Source organism: Enterobacter sp. MGH 38, from assembly GCF_000492855.1.
In the GTDB taxonomy this organism is placed as follows: domain Bacteria; phylum Pseudomonadota; class Gammaproteobacteria; order Enterobacterales; family Enterobacteriaceae; genus Enterobacter; species Enterobacter hormaechei_C.
Genome location: NZ_KI535608.1, coordinates 1,437,963 through 1,452,560, shown reverse-complemented (window position 1 = coordinate 1,452,560; position 14,598 = coordinate 1,437,963). Strand labels below are relative to the sequence as shown.

15 protein-coding genes are annotated in these 14,598 nt (G+C 53.5%); 6 read left to right on the top strand and 9 right to left on the bottom strand.

Annotated features, from left to right (window positions below):
* Positions 1-25 precede the first annotated feature (25 nt).
* Both ompC and nifJ read right to left on the bottom strand, forming a co-directional pair.
* Positions 26-1,186 carry a porin OmpC gene (ompC, locus tag L384_RS04550; protein WP_023324703.1) on the bottom strand — a complete coding sequence of 387 codons (1,161 nt, stop codon included), beginning with the start codon at positions 1,184-1,186 and terminating at the stop codon, positions 26-28.
* A gap of 387 nt (positions 1,187-1,573) precedes the next feature.
* Complete coding sequence (gene nifJ / locus L384_RS04555) at positions 1,574-5,098, bottom strand: pyruvate:ferredoxin (flavodoxin) oxidoreductase (RefSeq protein WP_023324702.1); 3,525 nt, start codon at positions 5,096-5,098, stop codon at positions 1,574-1,576.
* A 270-nt stretch (positions 5,099-5,368) separates the two neighbouring features.
* On the opposite strand from nifJ, the gene L384_RS04560 reads away from it, so the two are divergent.
* On the top strand, positions 5,369-5,635 hold the full coding sequence (locus L384_RS04560) for a putative hemolysin (RefSeq protein WP_003856935.1): 267 nt from the start codon (positions 5,369-5,371) through the stop codon (positions 5,633-5,635).
* Between the two features lies 1 nt (position 5,636).
* On the opposite strand, the gene hslJ is transcribed toward L384_RS04560, so the two are convergent.
* From hslJ to L384_RS04580, 4 genes are all read right to left on the bottom strand, one after another.
* Positions 5,637-6,074, bottom strand: coding sequence for a heat shock protein HslJ (hslJ, locus tag L384_RS04565; protein WP_003856937.1), 438 nt, complete (start codon positions 6,072-6,074; stop codon positions 5,637-5,639).
* 123 nt (positions 6,075-6,197) lie between these two features.
* Positions 6,198-6,326 carry a DUF2474 domain-containing protein gene (locus tag L384_RS04570; protein WP_017693358.1) on the bottom strand — a complete coding sequence of 43 codons (129 nt, stop codon included), beginning with the start codon at positions 6,324-6,326 and terminating at the stop codon, positions 6,198-6,200.
* Positions 6,326-7,336, bottom strand: coding sequence for a cytochrome d ubiquinol oxidase subunit II (gene cydB / locus L384_RS04575; RefSeq protein WP_023324701.1), 1,011 nt, complete (start codon positions 7,334-7,336; stop codon positions 6,326-6,328). The genes L384_RS04570 and cydB overlap by 1 nt, the downstream gene beginning before the upstream one ends.
* Before the next feature lie 5 nt (positions 7,337-7,341).
* Positions 7,342-8,736 (bottom strand): cytochrome ubiquinol oxidase subunit I, encoded by a 1,395-nt coding sequence (locus L384_RS04580; protein ID WP_023324700.1) that lies wholly within the window; start codon positions 8,734-8,736, stop codon positions 7,342-7,344.
* A 393-nt stretch (positions 8,737-9,129) separates the two neighbouring features.
* On the opposite strand from L384_RS04580, the gene L384_RS04585 reads away from it, so the two are divergent.
* The 3 genes from L384_RS04585 (at position 9,130) to patD (ending at position 12,389) form a co-directional block, all read left to right on the top strand.
* Positions 9,130-9,318, top strand: a complete 189-nt coding sequence (locus L384_RS04585; protein WP_003856945.1) for a cold shock small protein YmcF — start codon at positions 9,130-9,132, stop codon at positions 9,316-9,318.
* Between the two features lie 82 nt (positions 9,319-9,400).
* Positions 9,401-10,825, top strand: coding sequence for an aminotransferase-like domain-containing protein (locus L384_RS04590; protein ID WP_003856948.1), 1,425 nt, complete (start codon positions 9,401-9,403; stop codon positions 10,823-10,825).
* Positions 10,826-10,964: 139 nt separating this feature from the next.
* Positions 10,965-12,389 (top strand): aminobutyraldehyde dehydrogenase, encoded by a 1,425-nt coding sequence (patD, locus tag L384_RS04595; RefSeq protein WP_003856950.1) that lies wholly within the window; start codon positions 10,965-10,967, stop codon positions 12,387-12,389.
* A gap of 35 nt (positions 12,390-12,424) precedes the next feature.
* Here patD and L384_RS04600 read toward each other — a convergent pair whose 3' ends face one another.
* Genes L384_RS04600 through L384_RS04610 form a run of 3 tightly spaced genes read right to left on the bottom strand, consistent with a single transcriptional unit; the run spans position 12,425 to position 13,318 of the window.
* Positions 12,425-12,607, bottom strand: coding sequence for a DUF1869 domain-containing protein (locus L384_RS04600; RefSeq protein WP_003856955.1), 183 nt, complete (start codon positions 12,605-12,607; stop codon positions 12,425-12,427).
* A gap of 3 nt (positions 12,608-12,610) precedes the next feature.
* Positions 12,611-12,964 (bottom strand): TehB family protein, encoded by a 354-nt coding sequence (locus L384_RS04605; RefSeq protein ID WP_003856958.1) that lies wholly within the window; start codon positions 12,962-12,964, stop codon positions 12,611-12,613.
* Positions 12,965-12,991: 27 nt separating this feature from the next.
* A complete protein-coding gene (locus tag L384_RS04610; protein WP_023303799.1) occupies positions 12,992-13,318 on the bottom strand; it encodes a TehB family protein in 327 nt (108 codons plus the stop codon).
* A 243-nt stretch (positions 13,319-13,561) separates the two neighbouring features.
* Here L384_RS04610 and L384_RS04615 point away from each other — a divergent pair, with 243 nt between their 5' ends.
* Both L384_RS04615 and L384_RS04620 read left to right on the top strand, forming a co-directional pair.
* Positions 13,562-13,735, top strand: coding sequence for a GhoT/OrtT family toxin (locus L384_RS04615; protein WP_003856960.1), 174 nt, complete (start codon positions 13,562-13,564; stop codon positions 13,733-13,735).
* Between the two features lie 86 nt (positions 13,736-13,821).
* Positions 13,822-14,580, top strand: a complete 759-nt coding sequence (locus L384_RS04620) for an alpha/beta fold hydrolase (RefSeq protein ID WP_023324699.1) — start codon at positions 13,822-13,824, stop codon at positions 14,578-14,580.
* The last annotated feature ends 18 nt before the right edge of the window (positions 14,581-14,598 follow it).

Genomic DNA, 14,598 nt, shown 5'->3' with positions numbered 1-14,598 from the left:
CGCAGATCGCTGCGGGCTAACGGGATTAGAACTGGTAAACCAGACCTAACGCTACAATGTCATCCGTACCGATGCCATTGTTTTTGTAGAATGAATCATCTTCATCCAGCAGGTTGATTTTATAATCAACATAGGTGGACATATTTTTGTTGAAATAATAGGTAGCACCGACGTCAGCATATTTTACCAGGTCTTTATCGTCCTGGCCATTGCCCAGGTCTTTACCTTTAGACTGTAAATAGGAAATGGCCGGACGCAGACCGAAATCGAACTGATATTGTGCGGTGACTTCGAAGTTCTGGGTTTTGTTTGCAATACCGCCGCCATCTTGGCTATCGGTTGAACCATAAGGGGTCATATTGCGGGTTTCGGAATACATTGCCGCCAGGTAAATATTGTTAGCGTCATATTTCAGGCCGGCAGTCCATGCATCCGCCTTATCGCCTCCTGCATACTGAGATGCTGCGCCAGTGCCAGCACTAACCTGATCGTTGGTACGGTCAGATGACGCATATGCCGCGCCCGCGCTGAAGCCCATGCCAAAGTCATAGGTGGTGGAGATACCGAAGCCATCACCGTTTTGATTACGAATGTTGTTATCTGAACGGTTATTAGTGCCTTCCTGAGAGCAGCCATACTCGTCAGAGTTGCTGCCTTCATTATTACCCTGATACTGCACCGCGAAGTTCAGACCCTGCACCAGACCAAAGAAGTCGGTGTTACGGTAGGTCGCCACGCCGTTTGCACGACCGGTCATAAAGTTATCGGCATAAGTATAAGAGTCGCCACCAAATTCTGGCAGCATATCGGTCCAGCCTTCAACGTCGTACAGGACGCCATAGTTGCGGCCGTAATCGAAGGAGCCGTAATCGCCCACCTTCACGCCCGCGAAGGCCAGACGCGTCCAGGACTGATTGTCAGAACCTTCGGTGTTGTTTGCCTGAATGTTGTATTCCCATTGGGCGAAGCCGGTCATCATGTCGTTGATTTGGGTTTCACCTTTAAAACCCAGACGCATATAGGTTTGATCGCCATCTTTAGACGCGTCGTCAGAGAAATAATGCAGACCATCTACTTTGCCATACAGATCCAGTTTATTGCCGTCTTTATTATAAATTTCAGCTGCGTGAGCGGCTCCAGCCATTAACAAAGCGGGGATCATCAGTGCCAGTACTTTTCTTTGCATTTTGATTATTCCTTTGCAGTTATTTTTTTATTGCTTAGTGAACTTTCCGGGCTGGAAAGGTGTCCCATGCTAAATCACTCTGGCGGCGGATGAATAAAATATAATTGTTACGGGTTAAGTAAAATCTAAACTAAATGATGCGGTTGAAATAATGATAAACGTCATGAATGGATTATTATAATCAATACAAAATAAAAATTATTAATTACGAGGAAAACAAGGTAATCTCCACGCCGTTATATGCCTTTAAGATTATTTCATCCATAATTCACGTGAATATTGTTCAGAACATTGAGGCAATTTTCACCGATCTTCTGGATTCGCCCGGTGCACGTGCATCGGGCTTTTTTATAGCAAAAAAATGCCCGGACAAGCCGGGCATACAGGTTATTCACTGGTCGATTTTTCGGCTTTTCCTGCCAGTTGCGCCAGAAAGTCATAACGCTTCTGAAGATCCGCTGCCGCATCCTTCCATAGCTGCTCTGCTACTTCAGGCTGCTGGGCGTTCAGCCTGCGGAAACGCTGCTCCTGAAGTAAGGTTTCGGCAAGGGCGTCTGACGGCGGACGCGAATCCAGCGCCAGCGGCAATTTCCCTTCATCGGCACGGCGCGGGTCAAAGCGGTACAGTGGCCAGAAGCCGGTTGCGGTGAGCTGACGCATCTGGTCGTGGCTGAGTGCCAGATCGTAGCCATGCTCCTCACACGGACTGTAGGCGATGATCAGCGACGGGCCTGGATACGCTTCCGCTTCCTGAATGGCTTTCACCGTCTGGTTGAGCTGCGCCCCAAGCGAAATTTGCGCGACGTAGACGTGCCCATACATCATCATGCTGACGCCCAAATCTTTACGCGCCTTGCGCTTGCCGTGCTCACCAAATTTCGTGACCGCTCCCAATGGCGTTGCTTTCGAGGCCTGTCCGCCGGTGTTGGAATAACACTGAGTATCGAGCACCAGAATATTGACGTTTTCGGTCAGGCTCAGGACATGATCAAGACCACCGAAACCAATATCGTAGGCCCACCCGTCGCCGCCGATCAGCCAGATAGATTTTTCAACCAACGCGTCAGCATCAGTCAGGAGTTGTTCAGCCCCTTCAACACCCTGAAGCGCGTGGCGCAGTTCAGCAACCTGCGCGCGACGAACGTCAGGTGTGGCCTCCGCATGCAGGGCATCATTCAGTTCTGCCGGGATCTTATCGGCAAACTGTGCCAGCAGACGCATTATGCGGGCGCGGTGCTGATCGACCGTCAGACGGAATCCCAGACCAAATTCTGCGTTGTCCTCGAAAAGCGAGTTTGCCCACGCCGGGCCGCGACCGTTTGCGTCGGTAGTGTACGGCGTGGACGGCAGGTTACCTCCGTAGATCGACGAGCAGCCCGTCGCGTTGGCAATCAGCATCCGGTCGCCGTAAAGCTGGGTAAGCAGTTTGATATACGGTGTTTCGCCGCAGCCGGAGCACGCCCCGGAGTACTCGAAGAGCGGGGTGATGAGCTGCGAGGTACGAATGTCAATGCGTTCCAGCTTGTTGCGATCGATTTCGGGCAGGTCGAGGAAGAAATCATAATTCACTTTCTCTTCTTCAACATGTTCAAGACGCGACATCATATTGATGGCTTTGATTGACGGGTCCTGACGATCTTTCGCCGGGCACACCTCGACGCACAGGTTACAGCCGGTACAGTCTTCCGGCGCCACCTGAAGAACATATTTCTGACCACGCATATCGCGGGATTTTACATCCAGCGAGTGCAAACTTTCCGGTGCGCCATCTAACGCTTCTGGTGACACCACTTTGGCGCGAATAGCCGAGTGTGGGCAGGCCGCCACGCAGTGGTTGCACTGGGTGCACAGCTCTTCTTTCCAGATAGGGATCGCTTCGGCAATGTTGCGTTTTTCCCAGCGGGTCGTGCCCATCGGCCAGGTGCCGTCAGGCGGAAGCGCAGAGACGGGAAGGGTATCTCCCAGTCCGGCAAGCATCGCCGCCGTGACGGTTTTGACGAAATCCGGGGCGGCGTCAGACACCACTGGCGGCCGGTTCGGACTGCTGGCATTGACCGGCTGCAACGGCACCTCGAACAGCGATTCGCGGGCCAGCGCCAGCGCCTGCCAGTTGCGCTCAACCAGTTCCTGACCTTTGCTGCTGTAGCTTTTGGCGATCGCCCCCTGGAGTTCCATCAGCGCGCTGTCGCCCGGCAGAATATTGGTCAGGTGGAAGAACGCCATCTGCATAACCGTATTGATGCGCGCCGCCAGGCCGCATTCGCGGGCGATCTTCGCGGCGTTAATGACATACAGGCGCGCCTGTTTCTGGTTAAGCACTGCCTGCACTTCCTGGGGCAGGCGTGCCCAGACCTCGTCGGCGCTGTAAGGGGTGTTGATCAGGAAAATACCGCCGGGCTTCAGGCGCTCGGCCATCTGATATTTATCAATGAACTGGAGCTGGTGACAGCCAACAAAATCCGCCTGAGAAATCAGGTATGCCGAGCGGATCGGGTGTTCGCTGACGCGCAGGTGGGAGACGGTAAGTCCGCCCGCTTTTTTGGAGTCGTAGACGAAATATCCTTGCGCATACCACGGCGTAGAGTTGCCGATAATTTTGATGTTGTTCTTGGTCGCCGAGACGCTGCCGTCGCTGCCCAGACCGTAGAACAGCGCTTCCAGTTTCGCATTCGAGGGCAGGGTGTTTTCCGGCAAAGGGAGAGAAAGGTTAGTCACGTCATCATAAATGCCGACCGTAAAGCGCGGCTTCGGTTTTGCCTCGCGCAGTTCAGCAAATACCGCAAGGACGCACTCCGGCCCGAACTCTTTTGAAGACAATCCATAACGCCCGCCAATGACGCGCGGCAGCGTTTCGCGCTCACCGCGGTTAAACGCCTCAGCCAGTGCGGTCATCACATCCAGATAAAGTGGCTCAGCCTGTGCGCCAGGTTCTTTGGTGCGGTCCAGTACTGCCACGGCACGCGCGCTGTCCGGGAGGGCTGCGAGCAGGTGTTTCGCTGAGAAGGGACGGTAGAGGCGAACTTTGAGCACGCCAACTTTTTCACCACGCGTCAGCAGCTCATCGACCACCTCTTCGCAGGTGCCGATGGCAGAGCCCATCAGGACGATCACGCGCTCGGCCTGCGGATGACCGTAATATTCAAACGGCTTATATTCGCGGCCCGTCGCAGCGGCAAAATCGTCCATCGCCTGTTCAACGTGCTCATACACCGCGTTGTACCACGGGTTTGTCGCCTCGCGGGACTGGAAATAGGTATCCGGGTTCGCAGAGGTACCCCGGATCACCGGATGTTCAGGATTGAGGGCGCGAGCGCGATGCGCATCGATGTCAGCCTGCGGCAGCAGATTCAGAATGGTGTCGTCCGGCAGTGGAACGATTTTGTTGATCTCGTGGGACGTGCGAAAACCATCGAAGAAATGAATAAATGGCACTCGGCTTTTCAGCGTAGCGATATGCGATATCAGCGCGAAGTCCTGTGCTTCCTGTACGCTGCTGGCGCAGAGCATAGCGCAGCCGGTCTGACGCACGGCCATCACGTCTGAGTGGTCGCCAAAAATAGAGAGAGCGTGAGTGGCTACGGTGCGTGCGGCAACGTGCAACACAAACGGCGTTAATTGCCCTGCCAGCTTGTAAAGCGTGGGGATCATCAACAGCAGCCCCTGAGACGACGTAAACGAGGTCGACAGGGCACCGGTCTGCAACGCACCATGCACGGTGGCAATGGCCCCGGCTTCGGACTGCATCTCAACAACCCGCGGGACATCGCCCCAGACGTTTTTTATCCCATTACCAGCCCAGGCGTCAGCCTGTTCAGCCATCGTGGAGCTGGGAGTGATGGGGTAGATGGCGATCACTTCGCTGGTACGAAACGCAACAGACGCGACTGCACCATTGCCGTCAATAGTTTGCATAGGACAACACCCTTACATTGCGCAAAAAGAGGGGTCTGTAAAACGACGACAGACCCTGAATATTATCTGTGTATTTTAGCAAAGCTCAGGTTTTACGATTTTCGCTTTTGTGTCCTTGGTATGCGCTGTATCAATGACTCGAAGGCTATTCGCGTTAAAAAATTGCGAGAAATTGTTACCAGGGCGCATAAATACGCACATCCGCTCTCGACGATGCGGCGCGTGATGCCTATTATGCATAGGTTTCGCGTTAATTATGGGGAGGAAGGTATGCGTTCAGCATTTTGGGTCGGATGTGCCGCGTTACTGTTGTCGGCATGCAGCAATGAACCAGTACAGCAGGCGACAGCGGCACACGTTACGCCGGGTATGCGAGCGGCTATGTCCAGTTCAGGTCAGGCCAACTGCGCAATGATCGGCGGTTCACTCTCCGTTGCCCGTCAGCTCGACGGCTCAGCCATCGGCATGTGCGCGTTGCCAAATGGCAAACGCTGTAGTGAGCAGTCGCTTGCCGTTGGTTCGTGCGGAAGCTACTGAGTTATTCAACTCGCTTAAACATCAATGTCTTATTGGCTGTCGCCAGCGTTAACTGGTCTTCGGTCAGGTCTACCTGTGCGCCTGTGCGTAGCATATCGGCGATGGTCTGATCCAGTTCATTTAGCTGCGGCTCGGTGCAGAGTTTCCGCGTCATTGCCAGCGTTTTGACCGTCAACTCTCCTTCGGACAGTTTACCCTGGCCGTTGAAGCCGTTGCACATTGTGCCGGAGACGACAATGTTGTTGATCAGGCTGATATTGGGTTGCGCACTGAAGCGAATGTCAGGCTGCGTTTTCCCGCCTTTGACTGCTTTGCCATCCACATTTTCAAGAACGAAACGGTGATTCTCTAACTGATCGGTCTGAACGGAGGCTTTACCAGGATTAACGCATCCAGCCAGTACAAGGCTGATTAAACTTACTGCCGCGAGCTTTTTCATTTTTCTACTCAAACTATCAATGCTGTAAATATTTTTTCAGTGTAACCATACCCTCCTGGGTGTTAATGGGGTTTATCTGAAAGTGCGGGAAGGGACCGGGCGGCGGCGCGCCCGGTCAGCGAGTTAGTGCGATTTAAATCCAGCTGCGGCCATCAGCATTTTAAAGAGCATACTTACGCAGGCCAGCGCCAGGACGCTGCCGCCCCAGATGATGGCAAGCCACATCAAACGTTTCCATACAGGTTGTTGCATCAGTGATAACCCTCCTCATGCTGTACTTTTCCGCGAAAAACGTAATAACTCCAGAAGGTGTAGACCAGAATCACGGGAATGATCAACAGTGCACCCACTAACATAAAGCCCTGGCTTTGGGCTGGCGCAGCGGCCTGCCAGAGGGTAATGTCCGGCGGGATGATATGCGGCCAGATGCTGATCCCAAGCCCGCTAAAGCCAAGAAAAACCAGCCCTAACGTCATGATAAACGGCAGGGTATGGCTCGCAGGATCGTGCAGGCAGCGCCACTGGCACAGACTCAGGATCGCAACCAGCGCAGGAACAGGCAGCAGATAAAACAGATTCGGCAGCGTAAACCAGCGCGCAGCAATAGCTGGTTGGGCGAGAGGGGTCCAGATACTGATTACTGCAATGAATACCAGAAGCAGGAGCAGAAGCACTTTCGATACCTGACGCATCCGCTTTTGCAGGGCATTTTCGCTTTTCATTACCAGCCACGTTGATCCTAGCAGCGCGTAAGCCACTACAAGACCCGCACCGCAGAAAAAATTGAACGCGGTAAACCAGTCAAACGGACCACCGCTGTAAGCTCGACCGGTGACGCTGAACCCCTGGATGACCGCACCGACGGTGATGCCCTGGCTGAAGGTCGCCACAATTGACCCGCCAATAAAGGCCTTATCCCAGAACGGGCGGTGCGCCGGAGTGGCCTTGAAGCGAAATTCGAAGGCGACCCCACGAAATATAAGCCCGATCAGCATTATTGTCAGTGGAATGGTTAGCGCGTCGATGATAACCGCATAGGCGAGAGGAAAGGCGCCAAACAGGGCCGCACCGCCAAGCACCAGCCAGGTTTCGTTGCCATCCCAGACGGGAGCCACGCTGTTGACCATCACGTCGCGGTCGTCCGCATTCGGCGTTGCCGGAAACAGGATGCCTATCCCCAGATCAAAACCGTCCATCACGATATACATCAACGTGGCGAAAACGATAATCACGAACCAGATAATGGAAAGATCGATACCCATTACGGTTACTCCTTAAATTCAGTGGTGACGGCAGAAAGCGGACTAGCAGGGCGGCCATCGGATTCAGTCGCGAAGGATTCATGGGGCTGCGGCCCTTTTTTAATCAGACGCACCATATAGCTGTAACCCACGCCGAATACCGCGGTATAAACCACGAAGAAGGCCAGCAAACTGATGCTCATGTGCAGATCGCCATGCGCGGAAACCGCATCCTTCGTACGCTGTAGTCCATAGACGACCCACGGCTGGCGGCCGACCTCCGTTGTTACCCATCCGGCGAGGATCGCGATCAGCCCGGACGGTCCCATCAGCAGGGCAAACCACAGGAAGGAACGTGATGTATAAAGGCGCTGTTTGTAACGCAGCCAGATTGCCGTCACGCCCAGGAGCAGCATCAACATCCCCAGGCCGGCCATGATGCGGAAAGACCAGAAGACAATGGTGGCGTTCGGGCGATCTTCTTTTGGGAACTCCTTCAATGCCGGAACCTGTTTATCGAGACTGTGGGTCAGGATCAGGCTGCCGAGAGCGGGAATTTCCAGGCCAAAACGGGTCCGTTCCTGCTCCATATCCGGCCAGCCAAACAGCAGCAGTGGAGTAGGCTCACCCGGCGGATTCTCCCAGTGACCTTCGATGGCGGCTATTTTCGCTGGCTGGTGTTTTAAGGTATTAAGCCCGTGCATATCCCCCACCAGCGCCTGGACTGGGGCCACGATTAACGTCATCCACAACGCCATGGAGAACATAGTGCGAATAGCGGGGGTATTGTTTCCGCGCAGCAAATGCCAGGCCGCGGAGGCACCAACAAACAGTGCGCTGCTGAGAAATGCCGCTATCGACATGTGCAGCAGGCGGTAAGGGAAGGAGGGGTTAAACACCACGGCAAACCAGTCCACCGGAACGACCTGACCGTTGATGATTTCATACCCTTGCGGTGTCTGCATCCAGCTGTTTGACGAGAGGATCCAGAACGTAGACATGAGGGTCCCCAGGGCGACCATGCAGGTCGAAAAGAAGTGCAGCCCCGGCCCGACCTTATTCCAGCCAAACAACATCACCCCGAGGAACCCCGCCTCAAGGAAGAACGCGGTAAGCACTTCATAGGTCAGCAGGGGGCCGGTAATACCGCCCGCGAACTGCGAAAACCCGCTCCAGTTGGTGCCAAACTGATAAGCCATCACCAGGCCGGAGACCACGCCCATCCCAAAGTTGACGGCGAAGATCTTTGACCAGAAATGGTACAGCGATCGCCAGACGGGATTTTTTGTTCTCAGCCACAGCCCTTCCAGCACGGCGAGATAGCTCGCCAGGCCAATGGTTATCGCCGGAAAAATAATATGAAAGGATACGGTAAAGGCGAACTGTATTCGCGCAAGATGAAACGCATCTGGACCAAACATGCATTGCCTCAATGTTAAACGGTGTACTGTTATGATAAAGAGGGGGGGAATGAGATATCAGAAGCAGAAATTGATAATTTACCTATAACAGTTGTGTGAAAAGGTGAACTTTATCTGGCTGATATAGCTAACAAGTAAGAATAAAAAATTTCTTTTTATGATTATTACGCATTAAACAGCTTGCTTTGTCGCCAGCAACATGCGTTAATGGATTTCTGGTTTTGAATCCAAATAAATATCTGACGTAGTTTTATAAAGCAGTTCTCATCACGTTGTGCCTCTCCGCAGCCTCTCTTGGGTCTTTATCTACATTCCGATTAGTTTTGTATCGAACCATTTTTTGCCTGATCGGCTCATGAGTAATTTACGTTTTTACGTTTACAGGAGAATCCTATGACTTCTTATATCCATTTCCGCTGCCCATGCTGTCATGGCTCGCAGTACCGCACCTCAGCTTTTGATGTGTCTGACAAAAATCCGTTCGGCGCGAAATGCATTTTCTGCAAATCGCCAATGATCACGCTCGACCACCTGGCCGCAGCGCGTTCGGCTCAGAATCACATTACTGAGTACCGCAAGTAATCTGCCGCGTTTCCCATAACAGTTAGCAAAATCTTCTCTTTTTCTCCTGCTGATATACACTGTCAGCAATAAGGAGAATCTGATGAAAAAATACCAGCGTCTGGCGCAACAAATTATCTCGCAGATTGAGCTTGGCGTATGGTTGCCGGGCGATAAGCTGCCTTCTCTGCGAGAGCAGGTGGCAAGCAGCGGCATGAGTTTTATGACCGTGGGCCACGCGTATCAGATGCTGGAAAGTCAGGGGCGCATTGTTGCCAGACCGCAGTCAGGCTATTACGTTGCCGCCCGCCCGACCACACACCAGCCTGCACCGCCCGCGCAGGTGATGCGCGATGAGGTGGTCGACATTAACACCTATATCTTCGACGTGCTACAGGCCAGCCGCGACCCCTCCGTTGTCCCTTTTGCCTCGGCGTTTCCCGATCCGCGCCTTTTCCCGCTTCAGCAACTCAACCGATCGCTGGCTAACGTCAGCAAAACGGCTACCGCCATGAGCGTGATTGAAAACCTGCCGCCGGGTAACGTCGACTTACGTCATGCCATTGCCCGTCGCTACGCTCAGCAGGGAATGAATATCTCCCCGGATGAAATTGTGATCACCGCGGGTGCGCTTGAGGCGCTCAACCTCAGTTTGCAGGCTGTGACTGAACCAGGGGACTGGGTTATCGTTGAAAATCCCTGTTTTTATGGCGCACTCCAGGCGCTTGAACGTCTGAAACTGAAAGCGCTGTCGGTTGCCACTGACGTGCGTGAGGGCATCGATCTCAGTGCCCTTGAGCAGGCATTAAATGATTATCCGGTGAAAGCCTGCTGGCTGATGACCAACAGTCAGAACCCGCTCGGCTTCACGCTGAGTGCAGAGAAGAAAGCTCAGCTGGTGGCGTTATTAACCCGGCATAACGTCACGCTGATTGAAGACGATGTTTACAGCGAACTCTACTTTGGCCGCGAAAAGCCGCTTCCGGCAAAGGCCTGGGATAAGCAGGATATGACGTTGCACTGCTCCTCATTCTCCAAGTGTCTGGTGGCTGGTTTTCGTATTGGCTGGGTGGCGGCGGGAAAACATGCGCGCCGTATTCAGCAGTTGCAGCTGATGAGTACGTTATCCACCAGTTCTCCCATGCAGCTGGCGCTGGTGGATTACCTGGCGACCAAACGTTACGACGCCCACCTTCGCCGCCTGCGACGCACGCTTGCTGAACGCAAACAGCAGGCCTGGCAATCGCTTTTGCGCCATATGCCTGCCGGCGTCAAAATCCATCATAACGACAGCGGCTACTTTTTATGGCTGGAACTGCCTGAACAGCTGGATGCGGGGCGGTTGAGTGAGAAGGCGTTAACCCATCAAATCAGCATTGCGCCCGGCAAGATGTTTTCCACCTCCAATATCTGGACACCGTTTTTCCGTTTCAATACCTCATGGGGATGGGGCGAGCGGGAGGAGCAGGCGGTCGTCCAGCTGGCGGGGGTAATCCGCGAAATGATGCTGCACCCAGTCACACCTTGATGAAAATTCCTGAAGCGACATGACGCGCGGTCTACCTTTAGTAAGGGAGTGCGGATTGGTGACGTGACGTTGTCACGTACATGTCCGCCAGAACGTGTGCTGACAGCGAAAACAATGTCGATTTCAACAGGACGATGCTATGCAAAATCAATTGCTGATTAATGGTGAACTGGTGGCCGGCGAAGGTGAGAAGCAGGCGGTTTATAATCCTGCCACGGGTGAAGTGCTGCTGGAGATTGCTGAAGCGTCGGAAGCACAGGTGGACGCTGCCGTCCAGGCTGCCGATCGCGCGTTCACAGAGTGGGGACAAACGACGCCGAAAACGCGCGCCGAATGTCTGTTGAAACTGGCTGATGTGATAGAAGCCAACGCTGACGCGTTCGCAAATCTGGAATCCCTTAACTGCGGGAAACCGCTGCACTGTGTCCAGGGGGACGAGATCCCGGCCGTGGTCGATGTGTTTCGCTTCTTTGCCGGGGCCGCCCGCTGCCTGAACGGGCTGGCTGCCGGAGAATACCTCGAAGGACATACTTCGATGATCCGCCGCGACCCGGTTGGCGTTGTCGCCTCTATTGCGCCCTGGAACTATCCTCTGATGATGGCGGCGTGGAAGCTGGCGCCCGCGCTGGCGGCGGGAAATTGTGTCGTCATCAAGCCGTCTGAAATCACCCCGTTGACGGCGCTGAAGCTGGCGGAACTGGCGAAAGATATCTTCCCGCCAGGCGTGTTGAACGTGCTGTTTGGTCGCGGCAAAACCGTAGGAGATCCGCTGACCGGTCACGAAAAAGTCCGTATGGTTTCTCTCACCGGCTCTATTGCTACCGGAGAACATATTATCGGGCATACCGCATCTTCAGTTAAACGTACCCATATGGAATTGGGCGGAAAAGCGCCGGTCATTGTCTTTGACGATGCAGATTTGGATGCCGTGGTTGAAGGCGTGCGTACGTTTGGTTTCTACAATGCTGGTCAGGATTGTACCGCAGCCTGTCGTATCTATGCCCAGAAGGGGATTTACCCCGCGCTGGTCGAAAAGCTGGGCGCAGCCGTTGCCAGCCTGAAAATGGGCGCGCCGGACGATGCTTCAACCGAGCTGGGCCCGCTCAGCTCCGCAGCGCATCTTTCCCGCGTTTGTGCTGCCGTGGACGAAGCCAAAACCCTTGGACATATCCGCGTCGTCACCGGTGGCAGTAAAAAAGAGGGGGCAGGATATTACTTCCAGCCAACGCTGCTGGCCGGGGCGAAGCAGGAAGATGCGATCGTCCAGCGAGAAGTGTTTGGCCCGGTGGTCAGCGTGACAGAATTTGAGGATGAAGCGCAGGTGCTGAACTGGGCTAACGATTCGCAATACGGCCTGGCCTCGTCCGTCTGGACAAAAGACGTCGGACGCGCCCATCGCCTCAGCGCACGGTTGCAGTATGGCTGCACCTGGGTCAATACCCATTTTATGCTGGTGAGCGAAATGCCGCACGGCGGGATGAAGTTATCCGGTTACGGAAAAGATATGTCGGTCTACGGACTTGAGGATTACACGGTAGTCCGACATGTCATGTTTAAACACTAAACCCTCATGCCCGGCGCAGTGCCGGGCGATTCAGCTTACCAGCCACATACCTCGTGTTCATTTTCCGTATCGTAGGCGCGAACGGTGTTCACCAGATCCTTCACGACATCTGCCGCGACGTCCGGGATCAACAGCTCCATTGGCGCTTCTGTTTCATAATCCACTGACACGCCGTTGCTGTTGTTGGTGACGGTCACGGTATAGGTAGCCTTACCCATTATTTACTCCTTATGCGTGTTGACCACTTTACCGATGCCCGCACCGCTGAGCGTGACGGCAGGATCCGCGAAAAAGTCGATATTAAAATAGGTGTCGTCGGTCAGAAGCTCAATGCGGTGCCATTTTTGCGGTGGGGAGATGCCAAAAGAACCGGCCTCAATGACCACTTCCAGATCGGGCTCGGTGGCGTCGCCATCGGCAAAGCCAAAGTAACGCACCGCACCCTGCATGACGGACAACCGACCGTACACGCCGGCTTTGGTGTTGTGATGGGTAAAAAGCGCTTTTGGGGCGGTCTCTTTATTCCAGAACGGCGTCGAGCGGGTATGAACAAAGTTTTCAGGAATACGTAACATCATAGTTTCCTTCATGTTGGCGGGTGCTTAAAGGGACTTAAGCACCTCAGGTTCAACAAAGAATTCAATATTGAACAGGGTGTCGTCGGTCATCACCTCAATGTGGTGCCATCTCTCTGGCGGGAAAACGCCGAAACGACCCGCTTCAATGACGAGCTCGCTGTCAGGCTCAGAGGTAAATTCATCAGCATAGCCCAGATAACGCACTGCGCCACGCATCACCGACAGGCGAGGGTAAACGCCCGGACGCGTGCCCGTATCAAGGTGACGTTTAAAAATGCCGGCGGGGGCCGTTTCTTTGTTCCAGAAAGGCGTGGAACGGGTGTGAATGCAACTCTGCGGAATGCGTAGCATGTTTCCTCCCTTAAAAGCCTGCTGTTATTAAACTGCTTTCTGAGGGGATGGATTTATCAAAAAGTGCATTTAATTTGCATGTTATCAATAATAACCGTTTTGCTTTACCCGGCGTTGTTACACAAGGTACTCAGTTGTTATTATCCATAGTATTTAAGTGGTTATGATGTAACGAAAAAACTTGATCTGTGTCAACATATGACGCATATTGCGTGCGGTTATTTTTCGGCTCAGGTAAACAGAATGACGTTGTATCAAAAGATGTTGGTGTTCTACGCAATCATGGCCTCCATCTGCGCATTAATCACCTGGTTCCTGTCTAAAGATCGTAAACGTATTCGCCTGTTGAGCGCATTCCTGGTGGGTTCCACCTGGCCGATGAGCTTTCCTGTTGCCCTGTTGATCTCTCTTTTCTGAAGCACGCTTCCAGAATCGGCATCCAGACATAGCATTCCATACATTGAGGCTGTATAAATATACAGTTTGTCATACATGGAGTGCTTATGAACAGTTTCTATTCGCAGCAAGCAGGCTGCACTGTGCGCTGGCAGGATCTTCCCGGTTTCGGTGACCCGGTTGTGTTTATCCACGGGTTGGGCTGTGCATCGTCGTATGAATATCCTCGTATTGTCTGTGATACCCGTTTCGGGGGGCGCAGAGCCATTCTGATCGATCTTCCCGGTAGCGGTTACAGTGACAAACCTGACATCTACCGTTATCGCACGAGCGAACAGGCGCAGGTGGTGGTTGAACTGTTAAACCATCTCGGCCTGGATAGTCTATGGCTCTATGGTCATAGCATGGGGGGGAGTATCGCGATCGAAACGGCAACGCTGTTAACGTCGCGCGTTAAGGGCCTGATAGTGTCTGAACCCAATTTTCATGCGGGTGGCGGGATGTTCAGCCGGGCAATTGCGGCCCAAACGGAACAACATTTTCTGGCTCAGGGCTATGATGACATGCTGCGGGCGGAAACGTCGCCGTGGACTGGAAGCCTTCAAAGTAATGCCCCCTGGGCCGTCTGGCGCGGCGCAACAAGCCTGGTCGAGGGCGTTAAACCTGACTGGGAACACCTGTTCTTGTCATTGCGCTGCGCGGTAATGTTAGTTTTTGGTGAGCGATCCCTACCTGATGACGATTTTAATCGTCTGCAACAAAACGGCGTTGCTGTAAAAATTATCCCTGATGCGGGCCATTCAATGTCCTGGGAAAACCCGTCAGCGTTGGCTCAGGCTTTGTCTGGCTTCATAAACGGCTCATGAATGGGCAGCCCGCATTGT

What these genes read in the sequence shown, in the direction of transcription:
- ompC (WP_023324703.1), bottom strand. Translation starts at nt 1,186, where the DNA reads ATGCAAAGAAAAGTACTGGCACTGATGATCCCCGCTTTGTTAATGGCT.
- nifJ (WP_023324702.1), bottom strand. Translation starts at nt 5,098, where the DNA reads ATGCAAACTATTGACGGCAATGGTGCAGTCGCGTCTGTTGCGTTTCGT.
- L384_RS04560 (WP_003856935.1), top strand. Translation starts at nt 5,369, where the DNA reads ATGCGTTCAGCATTTTGGGTCGGATGTGCCGCGTTACTGTTGTCGGCA.
- hslJ (WP_003856937.1), bottom strand. Translation starts at nt 6,074, where the DNA reads ATGAAAAAGCTCGCGGCAGTAAGTTTAATCAGCCTTGTACTGGCTGGA.
- L384_RS04570 (WP_017693358.1), bottom strand. Translation starts at nt 6,326, where the DNA reads ATGCAACAACCTGTATGGAAACGTTTGATGTGGCTTGCCATCATCTGG.
- cydB (WP_023324701.1), bottom strand. Translation starts at nt 7,336, where the DNA reads ATGGGTATCGATCTTTCCATTATCTGGTTCGTGATTATCGTTTTCGCC.
- L384_RS04580 (WP_023324700.1), bottom strand. Translation starts at nt 8,736, where the DNA reads ATGTTTGGTCCAGATGCGTTTCATCTTGCGCGAATACAGTTCGCCTTT.
- L384_RS04585 (WP_003856945.1), top strand. Translation starts at nt 9,130, where the DNA reads ATGACTTCTTATATCCATTTCCGCTGCCCATGCTGTCATGGCTCGCAG.
- L384_RS04590 (WP_003856948.1), top strand. Translation starts at nt 9,401, where the DNA reads ATGAAAAAATACCAGCGTCTGGCGCAACAAATTATCTCGCAGATTGAG.
- patD (WP_003856950.1), top strand. Translation starts at nt 10,965, where the DNA reads ATGCAAAATCAATTGCTGATTAATGGTGAACTGGTGGCCGGCGAAGGT.
- L384_RS04600 (WP_003856955.1), bottom strand. Translation starts at nt 12,607, where the DNA reads ATGGGTAAGGCTACCTATACCGTGACCGTCACCAACAACAGCAACGGC.
- L384_RS04605 (WP_003856958.1), bottom strand. Translation starts at nt 12,964, where the DNA reads ATGTTACGTATTCCTGAAAACTTTGTTCATACCCGCTCGACGCCGTTC.
- L384_RS04610 (WP_023303799.1), bottom strand. Translation starts at nt 13,318, where the DNA reads ATGCTACGCATTCCGCAGAGTTGCATTCACACCCGTTCCACGCCTTTC.
- L384_RS04615 (WP_003856960.1), top strand. Translation starts at nt 13,562, where the DNA reads ATGACGTTGTATCAAAAGATGTTGGTGTTCTACGCAATCATGGCCTCC.
- L384_RS04620 (WP_023324699.1), top strand. Translation starts at nt 13,822, where the DNA reads ATGAACAGTTTCTATTCGCAGCAAGCAGGCTGCACTGTGCGCTGGCAG.